The organism is Microbulbifer agarilyticus (genome assembly GCF_019800665.1).
GTDB lineage: Bacteria > Pseudomonadota > Gammaproteobacteria > Pseudomonadales > Cellvibrionaceae > Microbulbifer > Microbulbifer agarilyticus_C.
Map to the genome: position 1 here is coordinate 283,988 of NZ_JAHVKO010000001.1, position 21,600 is coordinate 305,587.

The following is a 21,600-nucleotide window of genomic DNA, read 5'->3' on the forward strand; positions in this document are numbered from 1 at the left end:
GTGTGACCCCCGGGGGGCAAAAAACGTGAATAGCGCTCATTTAGTCGATATTCGCGCCGAAGCGACTTTACATGGGGGTGGGCAGGGTGTTGAATCGGGCGGTGAAGAAAATAATTCTAACCAGGCCCAATCGAGGAGACTCCTGATGAAATTGACTCACTGGCTTGCCGGCATCGCATTTGCGGCGACCACCGCTGGCGCTGTACAGGCCGACGCGATCAAGGATGCGGTGGCGAGCGATAAGCGCACCGCAGAATACGCTGCGCGGGACGGATTCCGTCACCCGGCAGAAACCCTCGAATTCTTCCAGGTGAAGCCAACGATGACCGTGGTGGAAATTTGGCCAGGCGGCGGTTGGTATACCGAGATCCTGTCCCCACTGCTGCAGGCTGAAGGCAAACTGTACGCGGCCCACTTCCCCAAAGAGACCGAGGTTGGCTACTTCAAGCGTTCCCGCGAAAACTTCGAAAAGAAACTGGCAGATAACAAGGATGCTTACGGCAAGGTCGTAATGACCGAGTTTGCACCGGGTCAGGACCTGGAAATCGCTCCAGCGGGCACTGCGGACGCAGTATTGACCTTCCGCAATGTGCACAACTGGATGCGTGGTGACAATGAAGCGGCGGCCTTCAAAACCTTCTACAAGGCGCTGAAGCCAGGTGGCGTACTGGGTGTGGTTGAGCACCGTGCCAAACCGGATACCTCCCGTGAGGACATGATGTCCAGTGGTTACATGACCCAGGACTACGTTGTAGATCTGGCGACCAAAGCGGGTTTTGTTCTTGAGGAAGCCAGCGAAGTGAATGCCAACCCGAAAGACACTGCGGTACACCCGAAGGGTGTCTGGACGCTGCCGCCGCGTCTGGCACTGGGTGACGAAGACAAAGAGAAGTACCAGGCCATCGGCGAGAGCGACCGTATGACCCTGCGCTTCCGCAAGCCCAAGTCCTGATCCTTTACGGATTCAGTGATGAACATGCCCCGAAATCTTCGGGGCATTTTTCGTTCTGGGCTTTGTTGAAGTTTGGTAGTGGGCGGCCACCTCCCTTCGATTCGAGACGCATGACTGTCTAATCTGATATGTTCTGCTTCAGAATTTGCCTTATATAGATCCCGATGATTATTCCATTTAAGCAACTACCTCCCGAAACCCTGCAAAACCTGTTGGAAGAATATGCGACCCGTGATGGCACCGACTATGGCGAGCGGGAAGTCAGCCTTGTCGATAAGGTTTCCAGCCTGCGCCGTCAGCTGGAAGACAAAACCATCGTGATTTGGTTTGAACCCGGTGAGGAGTCGGTCAACCTGATTCTTGCGGAAGACATCCCTAAAGATGGTGACCACTGATGGACTTGCCGGATGGTTGGTTGATTGATCAACCGGAAACGCCGCCGATTGGCTGGTTTCTGTTTGCCCACGGTGCCGGCGCACCGATGGATAGTGATTTTATGCAGGCGCTGACGCAGTTGCTGGTGGAGCGAGACCTGGGTGTTGTGCGGTTTGAGTTTCCGTATATGGCGGAGCATAGGGAAACCGGTAAGCGCCGGCCGCCTAACAAGATGGAGGTGTTGCTGGATTCCTTCCAAACGCAGATTGATCGTGTGCGGTCCGAGCTTGCCCAGGCGCCCCTGTATATCGGTGGTAAGTCTATGGGCGGGCGCGTGGCGAGTATGCTGGTGCAGGATAATTTTGACTGCGGGAAAGTGGCGGGGGCCGTCTGCCTTGGGTATCCGTTCCACCCACCGGGTAAACCAGAGAAATTACGCACCGAACATTTGCAGTCGCTAACCAGCCCAACCCTGATTGTACAGGGCACCCGAGACAAGCTCGGTAACCGGGAGGAAGTAGAGGGTTACGCTCTGGCCAACGCGCTTCAAGTGCACTGGCTTGAAGACGGGGATCACGACTTCAAGCCACGCAAGGTCAGTGGCTTTACCCAGTCACAACACTGGCAGGCCGCGGCTGACCAGATGCGACAGTGGATGCGTCTTCAAGAATCGTAATCTTTTCTTCGTGCGCGAGCATGGGGGCGAGCTGGGCCATTTGGTCCCGTCGTTCCTCACTGCCATACCAGTGTTGCCAGTGCAGGATGGACTTCCAGCGCGACATCGTGAAGCGGCGCAGTGGGTTGCCCATTTCGGTATAGGTATGGCCGTCTACAAACCCGGTGGTTTGATAGGCATTGGTGAGCAGCCGGCGCGCGGCCTCCTCGTAAGTAGACTCCAGGTCCAGGGCAATTTCTCGCTCAATCAATACGTAAATCATCGCAATTCATACACCATTCACACTTACATCATTCAAAGTTACGATCGACTTTAGAGTACCAGGCAAGTGACTGGCAAGTACCTGTGCCCAATAGAGTTTATGGGACGTGGTGATCCCGTACACAGCAGTTTAGTCTTCAGTGAACTCAGTTGCGGAGACTGGTCAGTCTGAGCGAAGCGGGTGACGCGGCTCGGCAAATCCCCGACAATAGCCTCTATGAAGTCACAACATACCCTTGATGCCCGCGGCCTGCTGTGCCCGGAACCCGTAATGATGCTGCATACCGCCGTGCGTAAAGTCGGCGCTGGTGAGGTATTGCAGATGTTCGCGACAGACCCATCCACTCAGCGGGACGTACCCAAGTTCTGCCAGTTTCTCGGCTATGAGTTGGTGAAGCATCTGGAAGAAAATGACGAGTTCGTTTACTGGATTAAAAAAGCGGATTCCTGAAGGCGATGCGCGGTGTAAACAGCGGCGGAAATAACAAGGGCGACCACTGGTCGCCCTTGTTTTACATGATTTGTAGGGAAGTAATTTTTTAGGGCGAAGTGACAAGCGCCGCGATCGCAGCAAGGGCCTCCGGGTCCTCAGATTTGATCTTGTTGGCGATGTGGTGTTGGAAGAAGTAGCGGAAACATTCGGACCCTTGAGCCGGGTACAGGCATTCGTCCCCGGGCAGGACCGGCGTGGTCTCCACACTATTGTGATCAATCAGCATGCCGTGGATCTCTCCGCTGGCAAATAGACGCCAGCTCACGACTTCCGTAAGAGTCAGGTTTTCCTTGTCGGCATCCATAAACACCGCGTGGGTGCCAATGGTGTCGGGAACCTCCTGAACTACCTCGTCTGCCTGATTGCTTTCGTACTCGAAGTATTCCGCCGCAGTCTCCAGCTCGACGATTTTATGGATGGGGGCTTCGTGGAAGATTTCCTCGATACCCGGGTCGTAATAGCCTTCAAACCGTCCATCCAGGGGATCCTGAATATCCGGGCAGGCCACAATGGAGTTCAACCAGGGAACCAACCCGACTATCTCGCCGTTGGCACGCAGGCCCCAGCAAAGGATTTTCAGGCTGTAGAGATCTGTCCCACTGGAATTGTTGGAGTAGAGCATTTCCAAGCCGTCGAGCTCCGGAGACAGGCGGATAAACCGCAGGCTCTCTGAAGTTTCGATTGGCTTGCCGGTGAAGAGGTCAACCACGTTGTTGGTACGGTGGTCGGTCATAGAGCACCTCCTTGCAGGGCCGGTAGTAGGGCGGGAAGGTCTTGTACTACTTATTGAGGTGCAACCGGCGTAGAGATACCGTGCGAGGGCCGGGCGGCCATCGCCGAATCCAGACTCCGGGAGCAACTTTTTTGCCTCCCTGGGAAGCCGGTACCGCAACCGAAAACAACCGCTGAGCGCTGCAAAAAACACCGCATTGAACGGAAGTAGGTTTCCGGTATCCCTATGTCCAAAGGTATATTCTGATCCGCAGAAATACAACCAGCGGAATGGGGTTGTTTACTACTAAATGTCTCCTTTTTGATTGAATGGACAGGTAGCGGCTACGGACTTGGTATTCGACCATTTCTTGCCGCCCATGTTCCCGATCTAGCTCCCGGCCTTGATCCAGGCGCACTCACTGATATAGTCCGCGCCAGCCGGGCAGTTCCGTCGGAATTTCACTGCCAGTTTTGAATGAAGAGCAGCCCTTGGCAGCTCAAAGCAGAGAGCAAGCACACGTTTTGTCGAATACGGTTATAGATGAGCAAGTTCCATACCATCCTGAGGTTTCTCGGGAGGAAATAGGTGACGTTTCGCCGAGTTCGGTGACTGAACGTGTGGTCACCGTCTTTAATGCGTGCTTTGCTGCCGTCGATAGCCTCAATACCCGTCTCGAGGGTGGTCACCCTGAACCTTACTATCGCCCTGGAACCTGTGAAGGCGAGGTGCACCGTGTGGAATTCACTCGGGACTACCCTGCCAGCGCGCTACATGAAGCGGCGCATTGGTGCGTGGCGGGCGCTGAGCGGCGCAAGCAACCGGACTACGGTTACTGGTATGCCCCGGATGGGCGGAGTGCCGAACAGCAAGCGGAATTTGAGCGGGTGGAAGTAAAGCCCCAGGCGCTGGAGTGGATTTTCGCGCGCGCCTGCGGCTTGGGCTTTCGCGTAAGTGCGGACAATCTGGATGCGGGGCTTGGCCCAAGTGATGGGTTCAAGCGAGCGATCTGGCAGCAAGTGCAGAATTACTGCACTGAGGGCGTCAATGGGCGTGCCGAGCTGTTTGCGCGATCCTTGGCGCAGGCTTTCGGCCAACCAAATCCGTTCAAGCAGACGCAATATCGACTGGAGGATCTCGGGTGAAACAGATTTATCTGGTGGACGCCTCTGTCTATATTTTCCGCTACTACTTTGCGTTGCCCCCGAATTGGGAAAGCCGCTCCGGTTACACCACCGAAGCGGTATACGGCTTCAGCAATTTCTTACTGGATCTTTTGGCGCGCCGGCCCGACGGTGTTGCTTGCGCGTTTGATGAATCCCTCGGCAGCTGCTTCCGCAACGAAATTTATCCGGACTACAAATGCAGTCGGGCATTACCGGACGAGGGGCTCGCTTTTCAGCTGGCTGCGTGCCGGGAAATGGCCGAGGCCCTCGGCATCGCCAGCTTCGCCAGTGAGCGCTATGAGGCAGACGATATTCTCGCCACCCTGACCAGGATCTGTGCCGAGCAGGGGGAGGCGCCGGTGGTCGTTACCCGGGATAAAGACCTTGGGCAGTTGCTCAGTCGCGGCGCATCGAGCCTGTGGGACTTTGCCGCCGACGCGCATATGGGAAGCGTTGAGATTGAAGCGAAGTTTGGCGTGCGCCCCGAGCAGATCGCCGACTATCTGGCACTGGTTGGTGACAGCATTGACGATATCCCTGGTGTGCCCGGTATCGGTGCCAAGACGGCAGCGGGCTTACTAAGCGAGTTTCGCTCAGTCGATGAATTACTGGCGAACCGAGAGCGCGTAGCGGGCCTTAAAATACGCGGGGCCAAAGGCTTGGTGGACAAACTGGCGGAACATGAGGATCAGATTCGCATGGCGTTGCAACTCGCGCAGTTGGCTTACGATGTGCCAGTGGGTGTGACATCTGAAGCGCTAGCCCATAACGCCTCCGGGCTTGACTTAGCGATTGCCCTGGCTGAGGAGTTTGGTATTGGTGGACTTGCTAACAAGATTTTCCGCACGCTGACGAACAAAAGTGCAGAGCCTGTAACCTGACTCGTCTGGACTAGATACTGATTATTAATGATATACGAGAAGTCATGAGTCTTAACACCACAACAATACCACTCAACATGGTCGCCGATGAAAACATTCCCGGGCTTGAGCAGTGGTTTGGCGATCTCGGTACGATTGTACGCGTGCCGGGACGCAGTCTTTCCGCATCGCAATTAGCTGATGCCGATATTTTACTGGTGCGCTCGGTCACCCAGGTGAACGAAGCGCTGCTGGCAAACACGCCGGTGCGTTTTGTCGGCAGTTGCACGATTGGCACCGACCACTTGGATACGCACTGGCTGGAGCAGCAGGGTATCGCCTGGAGTGCGGCCCCAGGCTGTAACGCCAATTCCGTAGTGGAGTATGTGTTTTGCACACTGGCGGCGCTGGATGTCGATTGGCGCGGGCGCAATTTCGGCATTGTTGGCTGTGGCAATGTCGGCGGGTCGCTGCAGCGCAAACTGCACGCGTTGAATATCCAATGCAAAATTTATGATCCCTGGAAAACCGATAACCCGGATAGCGCGACGCTCGAAGAAGTCCTGCAGCAGGATGTGATCTGCCTGCACGCTCCTCTGGTGAAAGATGGCCCGCACCCAAGTCTGCATATGATTGATGGCGAGGCGTTGGGCCGCATTCGTCCCGGGGCGGTGCTGATCAGCGCCGGCCGTGGCGCAGTGATTGATAATCGCGCGCTGCGCGAACGGGATACGTCGTTCACCACGGTGCTGGATGTCTGGGAAAACGAACCGGATATGGATCCGGAGTTGCTTGAACGTGTAAACCTCGGCAGCCCGCATATCGCCGGCTACAGTCACGATGGCAAGCTGGCGGGGACGCGCATGATTCGCGAAGCGCTCGACCGGGCGCTGGACCTGCCCGCGGCAGCAACCGCACAAGAGACTAGCCCAGCGAGTTCGCCAGAGCAGTCGTTGTTGACCACCGACAAGTCGGGCTTTGCGGCAATGTGTGAATTGCTGTTGTCGATGTACGACCCGCGCCAAGACGACACCCGCTTGCGCGCTGCGGCGCAGTCTGCAGCCACCGGCGGGGAATCTCTACCGCTTGCGTTTGATCAGCTGCGCAAGCAGTACCCCAAGCGTCTGGAATTCTCACATTACACTTTGCCATCGTCCGCGCAGTTGCCGAATCTCGACCAGGCAGTGCGCGCGCAGCTGGCAATATTGGGGCTCAAGTGAAGCTTAAAAAACTCGGACTTATCATCAACCCCTGGGCGGGTGTTGGCGGCCCCGCCGGGCTCAAGGGGAGCGATGGTGTCGACACCGTGACCCGTGCTCTGGCGGCAGGTATTGAGCCGCAATCGCACAAGCGCGCGGCGATCGCGTTAAGCGCGCTGCAGCCGTTTAGCGAGTCGCTGCAAATCGTGACTTTTGCTGGTGATATGGGAGAGGAGCTCGCGGCCTCCCTGGGCTTTACCGTAGAGGTGATTGGTGCTGCGGCCGGTGAGCGCTCCACGCCGAGGGACTCCGAGTTGGCCGCTGCAGCCATTCGCGATGCCGGTGCGGATTTGATTGTGTTTGCCGGTGGCGACGGCACCGCGCGCAATATGGTCAATGCGCTGGGTGATGGCTTTCCTGTATTGGGGATTCCGGCCGGGGTAAAAATGCACTCCGCCTGCTTTGCCATCTCCCCGCGCGCGGCGGGCGAAGTACTGCGCCGGCTGATGGCTGGCGAGCTGGTGGATTTGCACCAGCGCGAAGTGCGCGATATTGATGAAAAATCTTTTCGCGAAGGGCGGGTAAGTACCCGCTATTACGGCGAGTTACTGGTGCCGGAAGAAGGGCACTTTTTGCAGGCGGTAAAAAATGCCGGGCGCGAAGTGGAAGAGCTGGCAGTGGCAGACATCGCCGCGCAGATGGTGGAAGAAATTGACGAGCTGGACCCGGAGGCCCTGTATGTATTCGGCCCCGGTTCTACGACCCTTGCGGTGTTGAACGAGCTGGGCGAGGAGGGGACCCTGCTGGGGGTGGACCTCTGGCGCAATGGATCCCTGGTGGCGGCAGATGTCAGCGCCCCGCAAATTGTGCAGGCAATCGCGCAACACCGTGAATCCCACCCTGAGCGCCCGGTAAAAATTATTCTTACCGCCATCGGTGGTCAGGGCCATTTAATTGGTCGCGGCAATCAGCAGCTAAACCCGCAGGTTCTGACCAGTGTAGGCCGGGAAAATCTGTTGGTGGTGGCCACCAAGACAAAGGTCAGCGAACTGGGAGGCCGCCCGCTGTTGATCGATAGCGGTGATCCGGCGTTGGACGAAGCCTGGAGTGGCTTTGTGCGGGTAGTCACTGGCTACCGCGATGAAATTCTCTACCCATTGTCTGGTGACGGCAGCGGTATTGCGCCAGATCATTCGTCTGCCACACGCGACGAATAACACTCAGTAAAGAACTAAAGAGTACAAGTACATTGAATTGGGAACCCTTGCTGCAGGTAGTGCGCAGCAAATTGCAGGAAGAACAGTCTCAGGGTGAAGCACCCGATAGTCGCCGCCTGTTTCATGGCCGTGGGCACTGCTATGCGGGCCTGGACCGCGTGTGTGTAGACAGCTATCACCCCGCCATTCTGGTCACCTTGTTTGACGAATATCCCGAGGAAGATGCACTGGCGGACCAGCTGTGGTCGCTGGTGGAGCCGCTGGGGTACAAGGGTGTGGCCGTGCAGCGACGCTACCAGCGCGGTGCCCCCATTCAGTGGCAGTGTGGCGAAGAAGTGGAAGCACCCGTGGCCCGTCGCGGCGCGCTGAAGTTTCCCCTCACATTTGATCGTCAGAACGTGGGCTTCTTTCTGGACATCGAACCAGGCCGCCAATGGCTGGAGCAGCAGGTGCGGGAAAAAGCCGGCAAGGTCGACAGCCTCAAGCTGCTGAACCTGTTCGCGTTTACCTGTGCGTTTTCTGCGGTGGCGCGCGCCGCGGGAGAGCTGGAAGTGCTGAACGTAGATCTGAACAAGGGCGTGCTAAAGCGCGGGCAGGCCAACCACCAGCTAAACAACCTGGCCAGCAAGGGTATTCGCTTCCTCGCCATGGACGCGCTCCGGGACTTCAAACGATATGACCGTCGCGGACCGTTTCAGTTGGCGGTGGTAGACCCACCCACGCGCCAGCGGGGCAGTTTCGATGCCGCAGAGAACTATGCGCGGCAGTTGGAGCTTTTGCCCGGCTGCCTGGCGGATGAGGCAGACTTGCTGCTGGTGCTGAATTCACCGGCCCATAGTGAGCAGTATTTCAGGGATTTGATTGAAGCGGCGAACCCGGGCTTCTCTGTGGTGGCGCGGTTGCCGCAAAATCCGGATTTCCCGGATAGCGATTCCGACGCGGCATTAAAAATGTTGCATGTGAAGTTTCACAGGTGACGCATTAAATCCACGACCAGCGCTTCCAACTGAGGTGACGAGCCTCCGCGAACTGCCTCGTTAAGCTTTTCCGCATTACTCATCCCGTCTTCACCGCGGCTTACCATCAGTAAGAAGCTGCGGTGGGATAGGGTGGCTTCCTCCACCGCTTCCTGTCGCACAATTTGGGCGAAATTAATATAGCCGCACTCCTTGAGCCAGGTCATTGCGCCCAGGCAGGCGAGGTGGCGGGGGGAGTGCAGGCCAAATTCGTCCGGGGTGTCGGGGCCGGAAATATCCTCCACGTAGATGGTCGCCGGTACGGGAAACTGCTGGAACAGTGCCAGCAGAATACGTCCCGCATCGCGGTAAAAGTCGTGAATGTGCAGATCGTCCAGCATGTTGCTCTATTGCCAGTATTCTTTTGCCAGTACTTAGCGGCTAATTATTTGCTGTAGTGTTCGAGGAAATTGCCCAGCCGTGCAATTGCATGCGACAGGTCATCGGCCCGCGGCAGGAACACGATGCGCAGGTGGTCCGGTTCATCCCAGTGGAAGGCGCTGCCCTGTACCAGCAGAATCTTTTCCTTGCGCAGAAACTCGAGCACAAAGCGCTCGTCATTTTCGATCTTGTGTTTATTCAGATCCAGCTTGGGGAACAGGTAGATAGCACCCTGTGGCTTTACGCAGCTGACTCCGGGGATATCATTCAGCATGCGATACGCCAGATCGCGCTGCTGGCGCAGGCGGCCTCCGGGGAGCACCAGGTCGTTGATACTCTGGTAGCCACCCAGCGCCGTTTGTACGGCGAACATGGCCGGTACGTTACTGCACAGGCGCATGGACGAAAGAATGTCCATGCCCTGGATAAATCCCTTGGCGCGCTCCTTGGCGCCGCTGACAATCATCCAGCCAGAACGGAATCCCGCCAGGCGGTAGGATTTGGACAGGCCATTGAAGCTCAGGCACAGTACGTCTTGCGCCAGTGAGCCCATCGGTACGAACTCAGCGTCGTCGTACAGGATTTTGCTGTAGATCTCGTCGGCAAAAATTACCAGATTGTGCTGGCGCGCCAGCTCAACGATTTGCTCCAGCAGCGCGCGCGGGTATACGGCGCCGGTGGGGTTGTTCGGGTTGATCACCACGATGCCGCGGGTGCGGGAAGTGATCTTTGACTTGATGTCTTCGATATCCGGCAGCCAGCCCGCCTGCTCGTCGCAGCGGTAGAGTACCGCTTTGGCGCCGGTCAAATTGGTGGCGGCCATCCATAGCGGGTAGTTGGGCATTGGCAACAGCATTTCATCGCCGTCGTTCAATAATGCCTGGGTGGACATGGAGATCAGCTCGGACACGCCGTTGCCGAGGTAGATGTCATCGATGTCCACATCGGGAATGCCCAGTGTCTGGCATTCCTGCATGATGGCCTTGCGCGCCGCAAACAGGCCCTTGGATTCCACATAGCCCTGCGCCTGGGACAGGTTGTAAATCACGTCCTGCAGGATTTCATCGGGCGCGTCGAAGCCGAAGGGTGCCGGATTGCCGATATTCAGCTTCATGATCCGGTGGCCTTCTTCTTCCAGGCGCGTGGCCTGCTCCATGACTGGTCCGCGAATCTCGTAACAGACCCCGTGGAGTTTTTGCGACTTGTGAATATCCTTCATTGCAGCGTTCTTTAATTGGGCTCAGTAAATTGGGTTTGTGCGCATTGGCCCGGCAGTTTCGATGAAACTGTTTCCATGGAACTGCCAGGCGGGCAAATTCGTTTCTCTCCAACGCTCGGACCTAGTAGGCTGTACTGCTCGTTGGTAAGGCAATCAGCGGCTGGTCGGCCCAGCAGTTGGGTGGGCGCCCCGGGGTGTGAGGTGCTGCCACAAAGCGTTTTGCCGGGGCAGGGTAATGCCGCTGGATACTGACTTTTCAGGCAAAAAAGGAGGCACAGTATGGCAAAAGAAAAAGACGATAACTACTGGCGCGAGCGCCTGACTGCGGAAGAATTCCGTGTTTGCCGGGAAGCAGGGACCGAGCGTCCATTTACCGGTGAGTACTGGGACACCTTTGAAGACGGCAAGTACCTGTGCCGCTGCTGTCAGGAGGTGCTGTTTCATTCCTCATCCAAGTTTGATGCCGGCTGTGGCTGGCCCAGCTTCGATGCGGAGGCGAGTGCGGGTGTTGTTGAGGAGCGCGCGGACCACAGCCTGGGGATGCGGCGGGTTGAGATACTGTGCGCCAACTGTGGCAGCCACCTGGGGCACGTATTCCCCGATGGGCCGACCGACACCGGCTTGCGCTATTGTGTTAATTCACTGTCGGTAAAACTGGATCCGGATACCGAACCACAAGATGACTGAGCCCCCGCGAGGGTAGAGGGTAAGGTAGGAGGCTGACTATGCTGCGTTCCGGGCGTCCACGTCACTGGAGTCGTTGGCTATACCGCATCCAGTGGACACTGCTTGCGCTGATCGGCCTGGCGATTGTCGGGGTGCGGGTAGGCCTACTGAGGCTGGATGCGACTTATTCTGTCTTCACCGTCCTCGGCCTTTCAATGATTGCGGTGGCGCTCTTTGCCATGCTGGTGTTCCTGTGGGGCATGGTAAAACGCAATGCAGAGGCGCGAACCTCGGCATTGTGGGCCATGCTGCTGGCGGTGATCCCCGTAGCCGTGCCGATGATGTTGGTGGGCCAGCAGAACCTGAATACGCCTGCGCTATACGACATTACTACCGATCTAAAAGACCCGCCCGAATTCGACATGCTGATCTCCCTGCGCCGGGAAGGCGACAATAGCCCGGATTACCCTGGGCGAGTCTCTGCAGAGATCCAGGCCGCCACGCCCGCCTATGCCGATATCAAGCCTCTGGTTGTGGATGTGCCGGCGCGTAAGGTGATAGAACATGCGGAGAAGGTCGCGCGCGAGCTGGGCTGGCGGGTGATTGCCGTCCAGCCAGCTAAAGGACGGTTGGAGCTGGTGGGGCGTACCCCATTGCTTGGCCTGACTCAGGACATCGTGGTACGTGTCCGTCCTCACGAACCGGAGAAGGCCTCTGAGTCAGAGGCGGATGAAAAGCCGTCTGACCAGCAGAAGAAAAAGGCGGATGCTACGCCAGTGAGCGGTAACGCGGGGCCGGTGAGGGTGGATGTGCGTTCTGCTTCCCGCACTGGCGCGCGCGATTTGGGTAGCAATGCGGCGAGCATTCGCCTCTTTCTTGAGCACCTTCAGCAGCGATTGCTGCACTCGGCGGAAGGGGAGCCCCCGGTGGCGCAGTAATCGCTGGTCATCCGAGCCAAGTATTTCTGCGGGTTTTGGCCGCTGGTTGTGTAAGTGTCTGTATGGAAAGGAAAAATTTCTGGAAAAGTTTTAAATCGGGTGTTGACAGCCCCCCGGCCTCTCCATAGAATGCGCCCCACTTCGACGCAGTACTGACTTACGGAAACGACGGTCAGCAACGCCAAGAAGGATTCTGGGTCCCCATCGTCTAGAGGCCTAGGACACCGCCCTTTCACGGCGGTAACAGGGGTTCGACTCCCCTTGGGGATGCCACGCGGGAATAGCTCAGTTGGTAGAGCGCAACCTTGCCAAGGTTGAGGTCGCCGGTTCGAACCCGGTTTCCCGCTCCAAGTTTTTGTTCGCCGGCGTAAGCGGGTGAATAGGTAGATCGAAAGGTTCATAAGAATACTTCGGTTTGCCAAACTCAACCTCCTTGAGGTTGGGAATGTTCTATGTCCCCATCGTCTAGAGGCCTAGGACACCGCCCTTTCACGGCGGTAACAGGGGTTCGACTCCCCTTGGGGATGCCAATGCTGTGAAGCTGCGTTAGCGGCTTTGCCACAGGATTGCGGGAATAGCTCAGTTGGTAGAGCGCAACCTTGCCAAGGTTGAGGTCGCCGGTTCGAACCCGGTTTCCCGCTCCAAAATGAAAAGCCGCTCTTTGAGCGGCTTTTTTTTGCCTGTTTTTCGGCTAGCTTGTTTTTCAATGGGTTCTTTCGTTTCCGGTTGCGGTTGAAATGTTGCCGCTACGGGCGTTGAATAGCGTCTCCCTGCACAGGAATAGCAACCACTTATGACTGCCGCACTCTCCATTCGCAATCTTCAGAAAACCTACGACAACGGTTTCCAGGCATTAAAAGGCATCAGTTTTGAGGTGCAGCCGGGCGACTTCTTTGCACTGCTCGGCCCCAATGGGGCGGGCAAGTCCACCACGATTGGCATTCTCTGTTCCCTGGTACGCAAGACCGGTGGCAGCGTGTCCATCTTTGGGATTGACATCGACAAGGATTTCCCGGGCGCCAAGCAGCAGCTGGGCGTAGTGCCTCAGGAATTCAACTTCAGCCAGTTTGAAAAGGTGTTCGACATTGTCTGCACCCAGGGCGGCTTTTACGGTATGCCTCGCAAGCTGGCCGAGGAGCGCACCGAGAAGTACCTGCGCAAATTGGGTCTGTGGGACAAGCGCTTTACCCAGGCGCGGATGCTGTCCGGCGGTATGAAGCGCCGCTTGATGATTGCACGTGCACTGATTCACGAGCCCAAGCTGCTGATTCTGGATGAGCCCACCGCGGGTGTGGACATCGAGCTGCGCCGCTCCATGTGGGAGTTCCTGCAGGAGATTAATGCCCAGGGTACGACCATCATTCTTACTACCCACTATCTGGAAGAGGCCGAGAGCCTCTGTCGCAACATTGCGATTATCGATAAGGGTGAAATTATTGAGAACACCTCGATCAAGTCCCTGATCAAGACCCTGAGTAAGGAAGTCTTTATTTTGGATTGCCTTGAAAAGCTGAGTGACGCGCCCGACTTCGGGTCTTTCAATGGTCGCTTGTTGGATGAGCATAGCCTCGAGGTAACGGTGGAGAAGGGGCAGTCCCTGTCGGAATTGTTCGCCCACCTGAGTGCGCAGAATGTTTCCGTAACCAGTATGCGAAACCGCGCCAACCGCCTTGAGGAACTGTTTGTTTCCCTGCTGGCGGAAAATAAGAAGCAAGAAGCGGAGATGGGAGAATGAGTGTGAGCCCGCAACTGATCTGGACTTCGTTCTCTACAATTTTCCGCCGCGAGGTGCGTCGGTTTATGCGCATCTGGCCGCAGACCCTGGTGCCGCCGGTGATCACCATGTCGCTGTACTTCGTGATTTTTGGCTCGCTGATCGGCAGTCGTATTGGCGAAATGGGTGGCTACTCCTACATGGAGTTCGTGGTGCCCGGTCTGATTATGATGGCGGTAATCACCAACTCGTATTCGAACGTGGTGTCTTCCTTCTATAGCGCGAAATTCCAACGCAGTGTGGAGGAGTTGCTGGTGTCGCCAACGCCCAACTGGGTGGTCATGTCCGGATATGTGCTGGGCGGCGTTGCGCGCGGTTTAATTGTCGGGTTCATCGTAACCGTGATCGCGCTGATTTTTACCTCGCTCACCATTCAGCACATCGGGCTCACGATTCTGATCGTGTTTATGACCTCGGTGCTGTTCGCGTTGGCGGGCTTTATCAATGCGATCTTTGCTAACAGCTTTGACGATATTTCGATTATTCCAACCTTTGTGCTGACGCCACTAACCTACCTCGGCGGGGTGTTTTACTCCATTGAGCTGCTGTCCCCGTTCTGGCAGGCACTGTCCAAGTTGAACCCGGTACTCTATATGGTGAATGCGTTCCGCTACGGAGTGTTGGGTGTTTCCGATATTAATGTGGCTTGGGCATTTGCCGGTGTGCTGCTGTTTATCGCGCTGCTGTCTGGCTGGGCTTTGCACCTGATGCGTCACGGCAAACGGCTGCGTCACTAATCGATCGAACAATTTCGGATTTGAGCAAAGGTATGAACCGAGAAGACTGGCAGAACCTCCCGCTGGGCCAGGAAACCCGCTACGAGAGCAAGTACAACTCTGGGTTGTTGCACCCCATCCCGCGTGCAGTTTCGCGTAAGCAGTTGGGGCTGGAAGGGGAGGCGCTGCCGTTTAGTGGTGCGGATGAATGGTGGGGGTTTGAGCTGTCGTGGCTGAATCCGAAGGGTGTACCGCAGGTGGCAGTGGCGCGCTTCCGTTTTGCCGCCTCCAGCCCGTCGATGATCGAATCCAAATCGTTCAAGTTGTATCTGAACTCCCTGAATCAGACCGAGTTCGCGTCTTCCGGCGCAGTGCGTGAGGTTTTGGAAAAAGACCTGAGCGCGGCGGCTGGCAGTGACGTTGCGGTGACCCTGTTTGACGTGGACGATTCCGCGCTGGCGGTGCATGCGCCGCAGGGTGAGTGCCTGGATGGTCTGGATATTGAAACTCGTACCTACGAGCCGGATGCGGCGCTGCTCAAGCTGAAGCAGGGCGGTGAGCTCGTCGAAGAAACCTTGTTCAGTCACCTGCTGCGGAGCAATTGCCCGGTCACCGGTCAACCTGATTGGGCCACGGTATCGATTCAATATCGTGGGCCAGCGTTGGACCGCGAGGGTTTGCTCGCCTACATCATTTCATTCCGTGAGCATCAGGACTTCCACGAACACTGTGTAGAGCGTATCTACTGCGATCTGCAGCGCCTCGCAGCATTTGAAGAATTAACCGTTTGTGCGCGCTATACCCGCCGCGGTGGGCTGGATATCAATCCGCTGCGCACATCCTCGGGCAACATCGAATTTCCTCCGCGCTACGGGCGCCAGTAACCCGCCCGGCAAAGAGGGTAAGAGTAGGGTGGTGGTATGTAAGGTGGGGGCTATCTGGGGCGGCTGCCTCAGATAATGACTTTGCTTTTCAGGCGTGCCTGCGCATCTTTGAGTGCGCGCAACACTTTCTCTTTGTCGTAGTTGCGCACCTTGTCCAAATCCAGGTGCATGGCAAAACCCGGCGCATGTTCTTCCAGGTAGGCCTGCTTGCCGCCCAGATTCTTGCGCAGATCTGTTACCGAATAGACCTTTACCGGGGTGCTGAAGCCTTTCACGGTAACGTGGCCCTTGTCGCGGCACATCACCGTTTGTTTGATCATTGCCCAGGTCTCGTGGCTCACTAGGATTTCTCCCGGGTCCGCGGCACTTTCCAATCGCGCGGCCAGGTTCACGTGGGTGCCCATCACGGTATAGGTTTGGTGATCGGCGGTGCCGAACACGCCCACGGTGCAATAGCCGGTATTGATGCCCATACGAATTTGCAGTGGGTGTGAGATGCCCTGGTTGTACCACTCCTGCATCATTTCGCTGACCCGCTTGCGCATCGCCAGCGCCATTGCCACGCAGCGCAGCGCGTCGGACTTTGGCCCCTTGCTCTGGTCATCCCCGAATACCACCATGACCGCATCACCGATAAATTTATCGATGGTGCCACCGTAGTGCGCCACGATACGCGACATTTCGGTGAGGTAATTATTGAGCAGGCGGGTGAGAGTCTCCGCTTCCATCTCTTCGGTGAGCTGGCTGAAATCCTTGATATCGGAAAAGAACACCGTCAGCAGTTTGCGCTCGGTAACGATTTCTTTGTCTTTGCCGGTAGTTACCGCGCGCCACAGGCGCTTGGGCAAGTAGCGGGAGAGTTTGTAGCTGGCGATGTTCGCAATCCGCTGCTCTTTGCTCAGCCTTTCGTTGCTACTGCGCAGCTGGGAAATCTGCTTGTGCATGTAAAAGGCATAGCAGCAGAAATAGGTAAATACGCCGATCAGGCTGGCCGCACTGATATTCAGGTCTGCGTTTACCACGAGAGCGGGGCGGTGAATCAGATAGCCGACACCAACGCCCAAGAGTAGCGCCGTATTGTGCTCAAACCAGCTGCGACCGCCGCCCTGGGTGAGCGCGTGGAACTGCACCATGGTCAGGAACAGCAGGCTGGGTAGTAGATTGAAGTTGGCGAGCGCCATGGCCATGCCGATAAGCAGCGCATCGGTGAACGAGAGCCAGCGGCGAATTTCTTCGCGCTTTTCCTGATTGGCACGCAAGGCAATGCGGTAGGCCGTTGGAATGTACACCAGGAGCAGCGCTGCCATGCCCAGCGGCAACAGGGTGGATTGCGATAATAGGGAAGACCAGTTGATGCTGTTAAGCAGGGTGCCCGCCGCCGCGAAACAGATTAAAGCGCGGAAATACAGCGGATACCGGGAATCCGATTTTAGGCCGTTGTTTTCTTCGGGCTGGTTCTGCATGACCACTGAATCTTTTTAATTCTGTACTGCAAAAACGGAACGGGTGTAGGCGGCGTTTCGCAGAGGTTCTCTGGGAGCTTGTTGTTTTCTTTTTGTCCACATTGCCGTGCGCAGTCGGGATTCCGACCATTGCCGCAGGTATGGAATTGATAGCCCCGCAGCACTGTGACCTGAAAATGTCTTGGGGGCAGGCTCCGTCAGATGGAGGTGGGTTCCGCAAGAATTATTGAAATAACGTGGTTCAGATCACCGACAGGCGCAAAGTTTACCCTCAACTGCGAGGGAAAGCGATGTCATTTGAGAATCTTGTCCTAAAAATGGACGGTCGTCCATAAGAAAATCGAGCAACCAATAGGGTAAAATCATGCTCTTTTGAGGTTGGCGCCAAATTCAGCCTGTACCACCTACACAGTTTTATGAAGCACTCAGGAGACACAAATGGACGCGCTGGACGCATTGCATAACCGGGTTTCGGTTGGCCTACTCACCGAGCCCGCGCCGGATGCGGATCAACGGCAGAACATTTTCCGTGCAGCCCTGCGCGCGGCTGATCACGGCAATTTGCGCCCGTGGCGCTTCCTGGTGGTTGAGGGCCCGGCAAGGGCACGGTTGGGGGAGATCTACCTGGAGGCGACTGAGAACAAAGAAGCACTAAGCGAGGCCCAGCTAGCGCGCATTCTCGCCATGCCACTCCGAGCCCCACTGGTGATTGTGGCCATTACCCAGCTGCAGGAGCACCCCAAGGTGCCGCGTAACGAGCAGCGGATGTCTACCGCCGGCGCTGTGCAGGCCATGCTGACCGCCGCCTTTGCCGAGAATGTCGGCGCCTACTGGCGCACCGGTGCACTCGCCGAGAACCGATTGGTCGCCCGCGCCCTTGGGTTGGCAGATAACGAAGAGATCAGTGGCTTCATCTATATGGGTACCCCGGCAAAGCCACCGAGATCCGCGCCAGACCTCGCAGTAGAAGACTTCTTTGCGGACTGGGCTGGCGAATAACTCGACAGGCGGAGGTGATTGGCGGATTTTTTTCGAATTTCGCTTGCACCCTCCGCCGCCTTTTTGTAAAGTGCGCGCTCGCTGATCGGGGCGCTATGTTACTGATTAGCAAGGCAAAACAGCCACGAGCCCGCAGGCGTGCGGACGGCAAGCTCGCTAAACAAGCCGTAATCCACGCATACAATTTGGTGAGGTGTCCGAGTGGTCGAAGGAGCACGCCTGGAAAGTGTGTATATCGAAAGGTATCGAGGGTTCGAATCCCTCCCTCACCGCCATTAAACGAAAAAGCCCGGCATATGCCGGGCTTTTTCGTTTAACGACGCCGAGGTCGGGTGAGAACCCTCCGGTTCGATTAACTCGCGCAAGCGAGTTAAGACCGAGGCGAGTAGCCGAGCCCGCAGGGTTGAAACACGCCCTAGCGTGTTTCAAGTCCATCCCGACCGACGCCCGATACCTACCGCGTACCTTCTAAACCGAATCTGTGCTTTCTGTTCAGCTCGGTTGGCCCGCTTTAACCGCCCGCCGACACCCATACGCAAACACAAACCCAGCAACCAAGCCCGCCAAACATTGCCCCAGAAGCCCCCATGTGTCTCGCGTACTAGCGATCAGGCTTACATGAAAAATCGGATGCATCGCAGCAAAAAAAGCCAGATAAGCAATCACTCCCCCGATAGGGTAAACAACCGCAGCAGGCAAGCCGGTAAAGCGGCGTAGTAAGCCCATCACCAAAAAGCCGATTGCCAGCCCGACGGCAATAACCGTTCCGTAACCGGGCAGCAGCCCGGCGATGTCCCGCCCAGTAGCCACCAGCCGATCCTGCCAGCCGATCTGTACGCCGAGTTCAGTCAGGCCGGACAGAACCACCTGAGTATGAATGATGCTGCTTAACAGGAAGGCAACGACCACCGCCACCAGATAAGACAGAAGGACCACCGATTTACGGATCACAGTTTTTTCTTTATTCATGCTTACGACTATGTCACAACTTTCCCGCTGCGCGAAGTGCTTGCTACCCAACGCAGCTTTCGGCGGGGCACATGAGTTGCAGTCTCGTCCCCTGTAGTGGTTACGGGTTCTGCGTTATAGTTTTCGGAACAATAAATGGAGTGCGCAAGTGCCAAATAGAATCAGTGTATGGGCGGGCCTTATGTCTCTCGCTCTATGTTCCACCCTCGCGATGGCTGCCCCCCCACACGATGTACCGGTGCGAGAGGCGATCAACAGTGATGCCTTTACGATTACCGAGTTGAATACAGACTTGCAGCTGCCCTGGGGGCTGTCCCTCCTGCCAGATGGCCGCATGCTGGTGGCGGAGCGCGGTGGGCGCCTGGTAATGCTGGATGCGGACGGCGGTAACCTGCATGAGATCGCGGGGCTTCCGGATGTCTACGTAAAAGGACAGGGCGGCCTGTTTGAAGTGCTGCCGGCTCCAGATTTTGCGCAAACCGGCGAAGTGTTTGTCTCTTATGCGCACGGTACCGACAAAGCCAACGGCACACGTATTAGCCGGGCTATCCTGCGCGACGGTGGCCTGCAGGATTTGCAGCCCATATTCACTGTCGAGCCACTCAAGGATACCCCGGTGCATTTTGGTGGGCGCATGGCCTTCCTGCCGGATGGCTCCTTATTGCTGACAACCGGCGACGGTTTCGATATGCGCGAGGACGCGCAAAAGTTGCAAGGCCTGCTGGGTAAGGTCGTGCGAATCAATCGCGACGGCAGCGTGCCAGCGGATAACCCCTACGCGAGTAACCAGGGTGCTGGAGCCAAGGTCTGGACCTATGGCCATCGCAACCCGCAGGGGCTGGTGTACGACGCGGCCAGCGACAGCGTAATAATGCATGAGCATGGCCCAGCCGGGGGCGATGAGGTCAATATCCTGCAGGCGGGCAAAAACTACGGCTGGCCAGTTGCCACCTATGGCAAGGATTACTCCGGTGCAATTATTTCACCGTTTACCGAGTACGAGGGTATGGAGCCCCCCCTGATGCACTGGACGCCGTCCATCGCACCGGCAGGCCTTGCCATTTACCGCGGCGAGCTGTTTCCGCAGTGGGATGGGGATCTGCTGGTAGCGGCACTGGCTGGTCGCCATTTGCGGCTGGTGCAGATGGAAGGTGGCAAGCCAATTGCACAGCAGGAACTGATTGCGGATCTCGAAGAGCGCATTCGTGATGTACGGGTGGGGCCGGATGGTGCTATTTACCTGTTGACCGATAGCGACCAGGGCAAGCTGCTAAAGCTCCAGCCTCGCTGATCACTACAAAATACCCACTGACGATAATTAAACAACGCACCCAGGGGCTTAAATGTCACTCAAAACTTATCTCCGTCGCTCTGCCATCGTGCTCGGCTTATTCAGCACACCGGCGCTGGCGATCACTTACATTAGCGCCGACCGCATGATCGATGTGGAAACCGGCAAGGTTATCGAAGCGCCGGTGGTTACCGTGGATGGCAACCGCATCACGGCAGTTACCGCCAATGGTAAAGTTCCAGAGGATGCGATTCGCCTGCCAGGCACTACTTTGGTGCCAGGGTTGATGGATATGCACGTACATCTCACGGGGGATGCGCATACCCATGGCTACCGTCGTCTGGCGGTATCTTCCGTGCGCTCGGCGCTTACCGGTGCCAAGAATGCGCGCATCTCGCTGGATAAAGGCTTCACCACCATGCGCAACCTGGGTGCGGGTGGCTATGCGGATGTGGCATTGCGGGATGCGATTAATGATGGCGATATTCCGGGGCCGCGTCTGTTCGTTTCCGGTCCGTCGATCGGCATTACCGGTGGGCACTGCGATAACAACCTGCTACCGGTGGAATACGATGCGGTCGGCGGTGGCGTTGCCGATGGTCCCTGGGCGGTGCGCGCCAAGGTACGTGAAAACCTGAAGTACGGGGCGGACCTGATCAAGCTTTGTGCCACCGGTGGCGTCATGTCCAAGGGCACCGAGCCGGGCGCCCAGCAGCTGGCACTTGAAGAAATGCAGGCCGCGGTAACCGAGGCTCACAACCGCGGCACCACCGTGGCCGCACATGCGCACGGCACTGCCGGTATCAAGGCTGCTATTCGCGCGGGTGTGGATTCGGTAGAGCACGCCAGCTTTCTGGATAAAGAGGCGATCCGCCTGGCGAAAAAGCACGGCACCGTATTGTCCATGGATATTTACGTAACCGAATACATTCTTTCCGAGGGCGAAAAGGCGGGTATTCTGCCGGAGAGCCTGGAAAAGGAGCGTCGTGTTGGTGGCAAGCAGCGCGAGAGCTTCCGCTACGCGGTGGAAGAGGGCGTGAAAATGGTATTCGGCTCCGATGCAGCGGTATATCCGCACGGCCAGAATGCGCGCCAGTTCTCCCGTATGGTGACGTTCGGTATGACGCCGCTACAGGCCTTGCAGGCATCTACCATCAATGCGGCGGAACTGCTGGGTAAACAGGAAGACCTGGGTAGTATCCGCGTGGGTAAGCTTGCGGACCTGGTGGCGGTACCGGGTAACCCGCTGGACGATATTTCCGTAATGGAAAATGTGCAGTTCGTGATGAAGGATGGCGAAGTATTTAAAAATACGCTGAAAAACTTCTAAGTTTTCGCTAGCCAGCCCTGCTATTGGAAAGGCCCGCGGACAA

General features: G+C 56.9%; 23 protein-coding genes and 5 tRNA genes. 22 read left to right on the top strand and 6 right to left on the bottom strand.

All coding sequences use genetic code 11. The features are described 5' to 3' along the window. The first annotated feature begins 145 nt into the window (after positions 1–145). From KUV22_RS01060 to KUV22_RS01070, 3 genes are all read left to right on the top strand, one after another. Entirely contained in the window at positions 146–952 is an 807-nt protein-coding gene (locus KUV22_RS01060; protein ID WP_222227806.1) for a class I SAM-dependent methyltransferase, read from the top strand. 164 nt (positions 953–1,116) lie between these two features. Continuing rightward, positions 1,117–1,347, top strand: coding sequence for a YheU family protein (locus KUV22_RS01065; protein ID WP_222227807.1), 231 nt, complete (start codon positions 1,117–1,119; stop codon positions 1,345–1,347). Beyond that, the gene (locus KUV22_RS01070; protein WP_222227808.1) at positions 1,347–2,003 is read left to right on the top strand and encodes an alpha/beta family hydrolase; all 657 of its coding nucleotides are present in this window, start codon (positions 1,347–1,349) and stop codon (positions 2,001–2,003) included. Before KUV22_RS01065 ends, KUV22_RS01070 begins: the two co-directional genes overlap by 1 nt. Here the strand turns inward: KUV22_RS01070 and KUV22_RS01075 are convergent. Continuing rightward, on the bottom strand, positions 1,933–2,265 hold the full coding sequence (locus tag KUV22_RS01075; protein WP_222227809.1) for an antibiotic biosynthesis monooxygenase family protein: 333 nt from the start codon (positions 2,263–2,265) through the stop codon (positions 1,933–1,935). The genes KUV22_RS01070 and KUV22_RS01075 overlap by 71 nt on opposite strands. A gap of 216 nt (positions 2,266–2,481) precedes the next feature. On the opposite strand from KUV22_RS01075, the gene tusA reads away from it, so the two are divergent. Beyond that, complete coding sequence (tusA, locus tag KUV22_RS01080; RefSeq protein ID WP_222227810.1) at positions 2,482–2,715, top strand: sulfurtransferase TusA; 234 nt, start codon at positions 2,482–2,484, stop codon at positions 2,713–2,715. 88 nt (positions 2,716–2,803) lie between these two features. Here tusA and KUV22_RS01085 read toward each other — a convergent pair whose 3' ends face one another. After that, positions 2,804–3,490 (bottom strand): hypothetical protein, encoded by a 687-nt coding sequence (locus KUV22_RS01085; RefSeq protein WP_222227811.1) that lies wholly within the window; start codon positions 3,488–3,490, stop codon positions 2,804–2,806. 587 nt (positions 3,491–4,077) lie between these two features. Between KUV22_RS01085 and KUV22_RS01090 the strand changes: the two genes are divergently transcribed. The 5 genes from KUV22_RS01090 to KUV22_RS01110 are packed head-to-tail and all read left to right on the top strand — an operon-like array spanning position 4,078 to position 8,888. Next, positions 4,078–4,614, top strand: coding sequence for an elongation factor P hydroxylase (locus tag KUV22_RS01090; protein ID WP_224918936.1), 537 nt, complete (start codon positions 4,078–4,080; stop codon positions 4,612–4,614). Continuing rightward, the gene (locus KUV22_RS01095) at positions 4,611–5,516 is read left to right on the top strand and encodes a 5'-3' exonuclease (protein WP_222227812.1); all 906 of its coding nucleotides are present in this window, start codon (positions 4,611–4,613) and stop codon (positions 5,514–5,516) included. Before KUV22_RS01090 ends, KUV22_RS01095 begins: the two co-directional genes overlap by 4 nt. Positions 5,517–5,560: 44 nt before the next feature. After that, the gene (locus tag KUV22_RS01100; RefSeq protein ID WP_222227813.1) at positions 5,561–6,715 is read left to right on the top strand and encodes a 4-phosphoerythronate dehydrogenase; all 1,155 of its coding nucleotides are present in this window, start codon (positions 5,561–5,563) and stop codon (positions 6,713–6,715) included. Then, complete coding sequence (locus KUV22_RS01105; protein ID WP_222227814.1) at positions 6,712–7,911, top strand: ATP-NAD kinase family protein; 1,200 nt, start codon at positions 6,712–6,714, stop codon at positions 7,909–7,911. The genes KUV22_RS01100 and KUV22_RS01105 overlap by 4 nt, the downstream gene beginning before the upstream one ends. 32 nt (positions 7,912–7,943) lie before the next feature. Then, positions 7,944–8,888: a class I SAM-dependent methyltransferase gene (locus KUV22_RS01110; RefSeq protein ID WP_222227815.1), complete on the top strand. Its 945-nt coding sequence runs from the start codon at positions 7,944–7,946 to the stop codon at positions 8,886–8,888. Here KUV22_RS01110 and KUV22_RS01115 read toward each other — a convergent pair. After that, positions 8,879–9,268, bottom strand: coding sequence for a hypothetical protein (locus KUV22_RS01115; RefSeq protein ID WP_222227816.1), 390 nt, complete (start codon positions 9,266–9,268; stop codon positions 8,879–8,881). The genes KUV22_RS01110 and KUV22_RS01115 overlap by 10 nt on opposite strands. 44 nt (positions 9,269–9,312) lie before the next feature. Then, entirely contained in the window at positions 9,313–10,527 is a 1,215-nt protein-coding gene (locus tag KUV22_RS01120; RefSeq protein ID WP_222227817.1) for a pyridoxal phosphate-dependent aminotransferase, read from the bottom strand. Positions 10,528–10,806: 279 nt separating this feature from the next. Here KUV22_RS01120 and msrB point away from each other — a divergent pair, with 279 nt between their 5' ends. The 9 genes from msrB (at position 10,807) to queF (ending at position 15,505) form a co-directional block, all read left to right on the top strand. Further along, the gene (msrB, locus tag KUV22_RS01125) at positions 10,807–11,214 is read left to right on the top strand and encodes a peptide-methionine (R)-S-oxide reductase MsrB (RefSeq protein ID WP_222227818.1); all 408 of its coding nucleotides are present in this window, start codon (positions 10,807–10,809) and stop codon (positions 11,212–11,214) included. Between the two features lie 38 nt (positions 11,215–11,252). Next, a complete protein-coding gene (locus KUV22_RS01130; RefSeq protein ID WP_222227819.1) occupies positions 11,253–12,131 on the top strand; it encodes a DUF1499 domain-containing protein in 879 nt (292 codons plus the stop codon). A 197-nt stretch (positions 12,132–12,328) separates the two neighbouring features. Next, positions 12,329–12,404: transfer RNA gene (locus KUV22_RS01135), tRNA-Glu, on the top strand. Between the two features lies 1 nt (position 12,405). After that, positions 12,406–12,481: transfer RNA gene (locus tag KUV22_RS01140), tRNA-Gly, on the top strand. 104 nt (positions 12,482–12,585) lie between these two features. Then, positions 12,586–12,661 (top strand) — tRNA-Glu (locus tag KUV22_RS01145). 38 nt (positions 12,662–12,699) lie between these two features. Next, a tRNA-Gly gene (locus KUV22_RS01150) sits at positions 12,700–12,775 on the top strand. Between the two features lie 149 nt (positions 12,776–12,924). Beyond that, positions 12,925–13,866 (top strand): ABC transporter ATP-binding protein, encoded by a 942-nt coding sequence (locus KUV22_RS01155; RefSeq protein WP_222227820.1) that lies wholly within the window; start codon positions 12,925–12,927, stop codon positions 13,864–13,866. Beyond that, positions 13,863–14,642 carry an ABC transporter permease gene (locus tag KUV22_RS01160; protein ID WP_198040115.1) on the top strand — a complete coding sequence of 260 codons (780 nt, stop codon included), beginning with the start codon at positions 13,863–13,865 and terminating at the stop codon, positions 14,640–14,642. The genes KUV22_RS01155 and KUV22_RS01160 overlap by 4 nt, the downstream gene beginning before the upstream one ends. Positions 14,643–14,674: 32 nt before the next feature. Continuing rightward, positions 14,675–15,505, top strand: a complete 831-nt coding sequence (gene queF, locus KUV22_RS01165) for an NADPH-dependent 7-cyano-7-deazaguanine reductase QueF (protein ID WP_222227821.1) — start codon at positions 14,675–14,677, stop codon at positions 15,503–15,505. Positions 15,506–15,573: 68 nt separating this feature from the next. On the opposite strand, the gene KUV22_RS01170 is transcribed toward queF, so the two are convergent. Further along, positions 15,574–16,968: an adenylate/guanylate cyclase domain-containing protein gene (locus KUV22_RS01170; protein ID WP_222227822.1), complete on the bottom strand. Its 1,395-nt coding sequence runs from the start codon at positions 16,966–16,968 to the stop codon at positions 15,574–15,576. A 438-nt stretch (positions 16,969–17,406) separates the two neighbouring features. Here KUV22_RS01170 and KUV22_RS01175 point away from each other — a divergent pair, with 438 nt between their 5' ends. After that, entirely contained in the window at positions 17,407–17,967 is a 561-nt protein-coding gene (locus KUV22_RS01175; protein ID WP_222227823.1) for a nitroreductase family protein, read from the top strand. Positions 17,968–18,154: 187 nt separating this feature from the next. Continuing rightward, a tRNA-Ser gene (locus KUV22_RS01180) sits at positions 18,155–18,242 on the top strand. A 217-nt stretch (positions 18,243–18,459) separates the two neighbouring features. On the opposite strand, the gene KUV22_RS01185 is transcribed toward KUV22_RS01180, so the two are convergent. Next, a complete protein-coding gene (locus tag KUV22_RS01185; protein WP_222227824.1) occupies positions 18,460–18,936 on the bottom strand; it encodes a hypothetical protein in 477 nt (158 codons plus the stop codon). Positions 18,937–19,117: 181 nt separating this feature from the next. Here KUV22_RS01185 and KUV22_RS01190 point away from each other — a divergent pair, with 181 nt between their 5' ends. Together KUV22_RS01190 and KUV22_RS01195 are read left to right on the top strand one after the other, a co-directional pair. Further along, entirely contained in the window at positions 19,118–20,227 is a 1,110-nt protein-coding gene (locus KUV22_RS01190) for a PQQ-dependent sugar dehydrogenase (RefSeq protein ID WP_261319064.1), read from the top strand. Between the two features lie 52 nt (positions 20,228–20,279). Further along, positions 20,280–21,557 (top strand): Xaa-Pro dipeptidase, encoded by a 1,278-nt coding sequence (locus tag KUV22_RS01195; protein WP_222227825.1) that lies wholly within the window; start codon positions 20,280–20,282, stop codon positions 21,555–21,557. Positions 21,558–21,600: the final 43 nt, after the last annotated feature.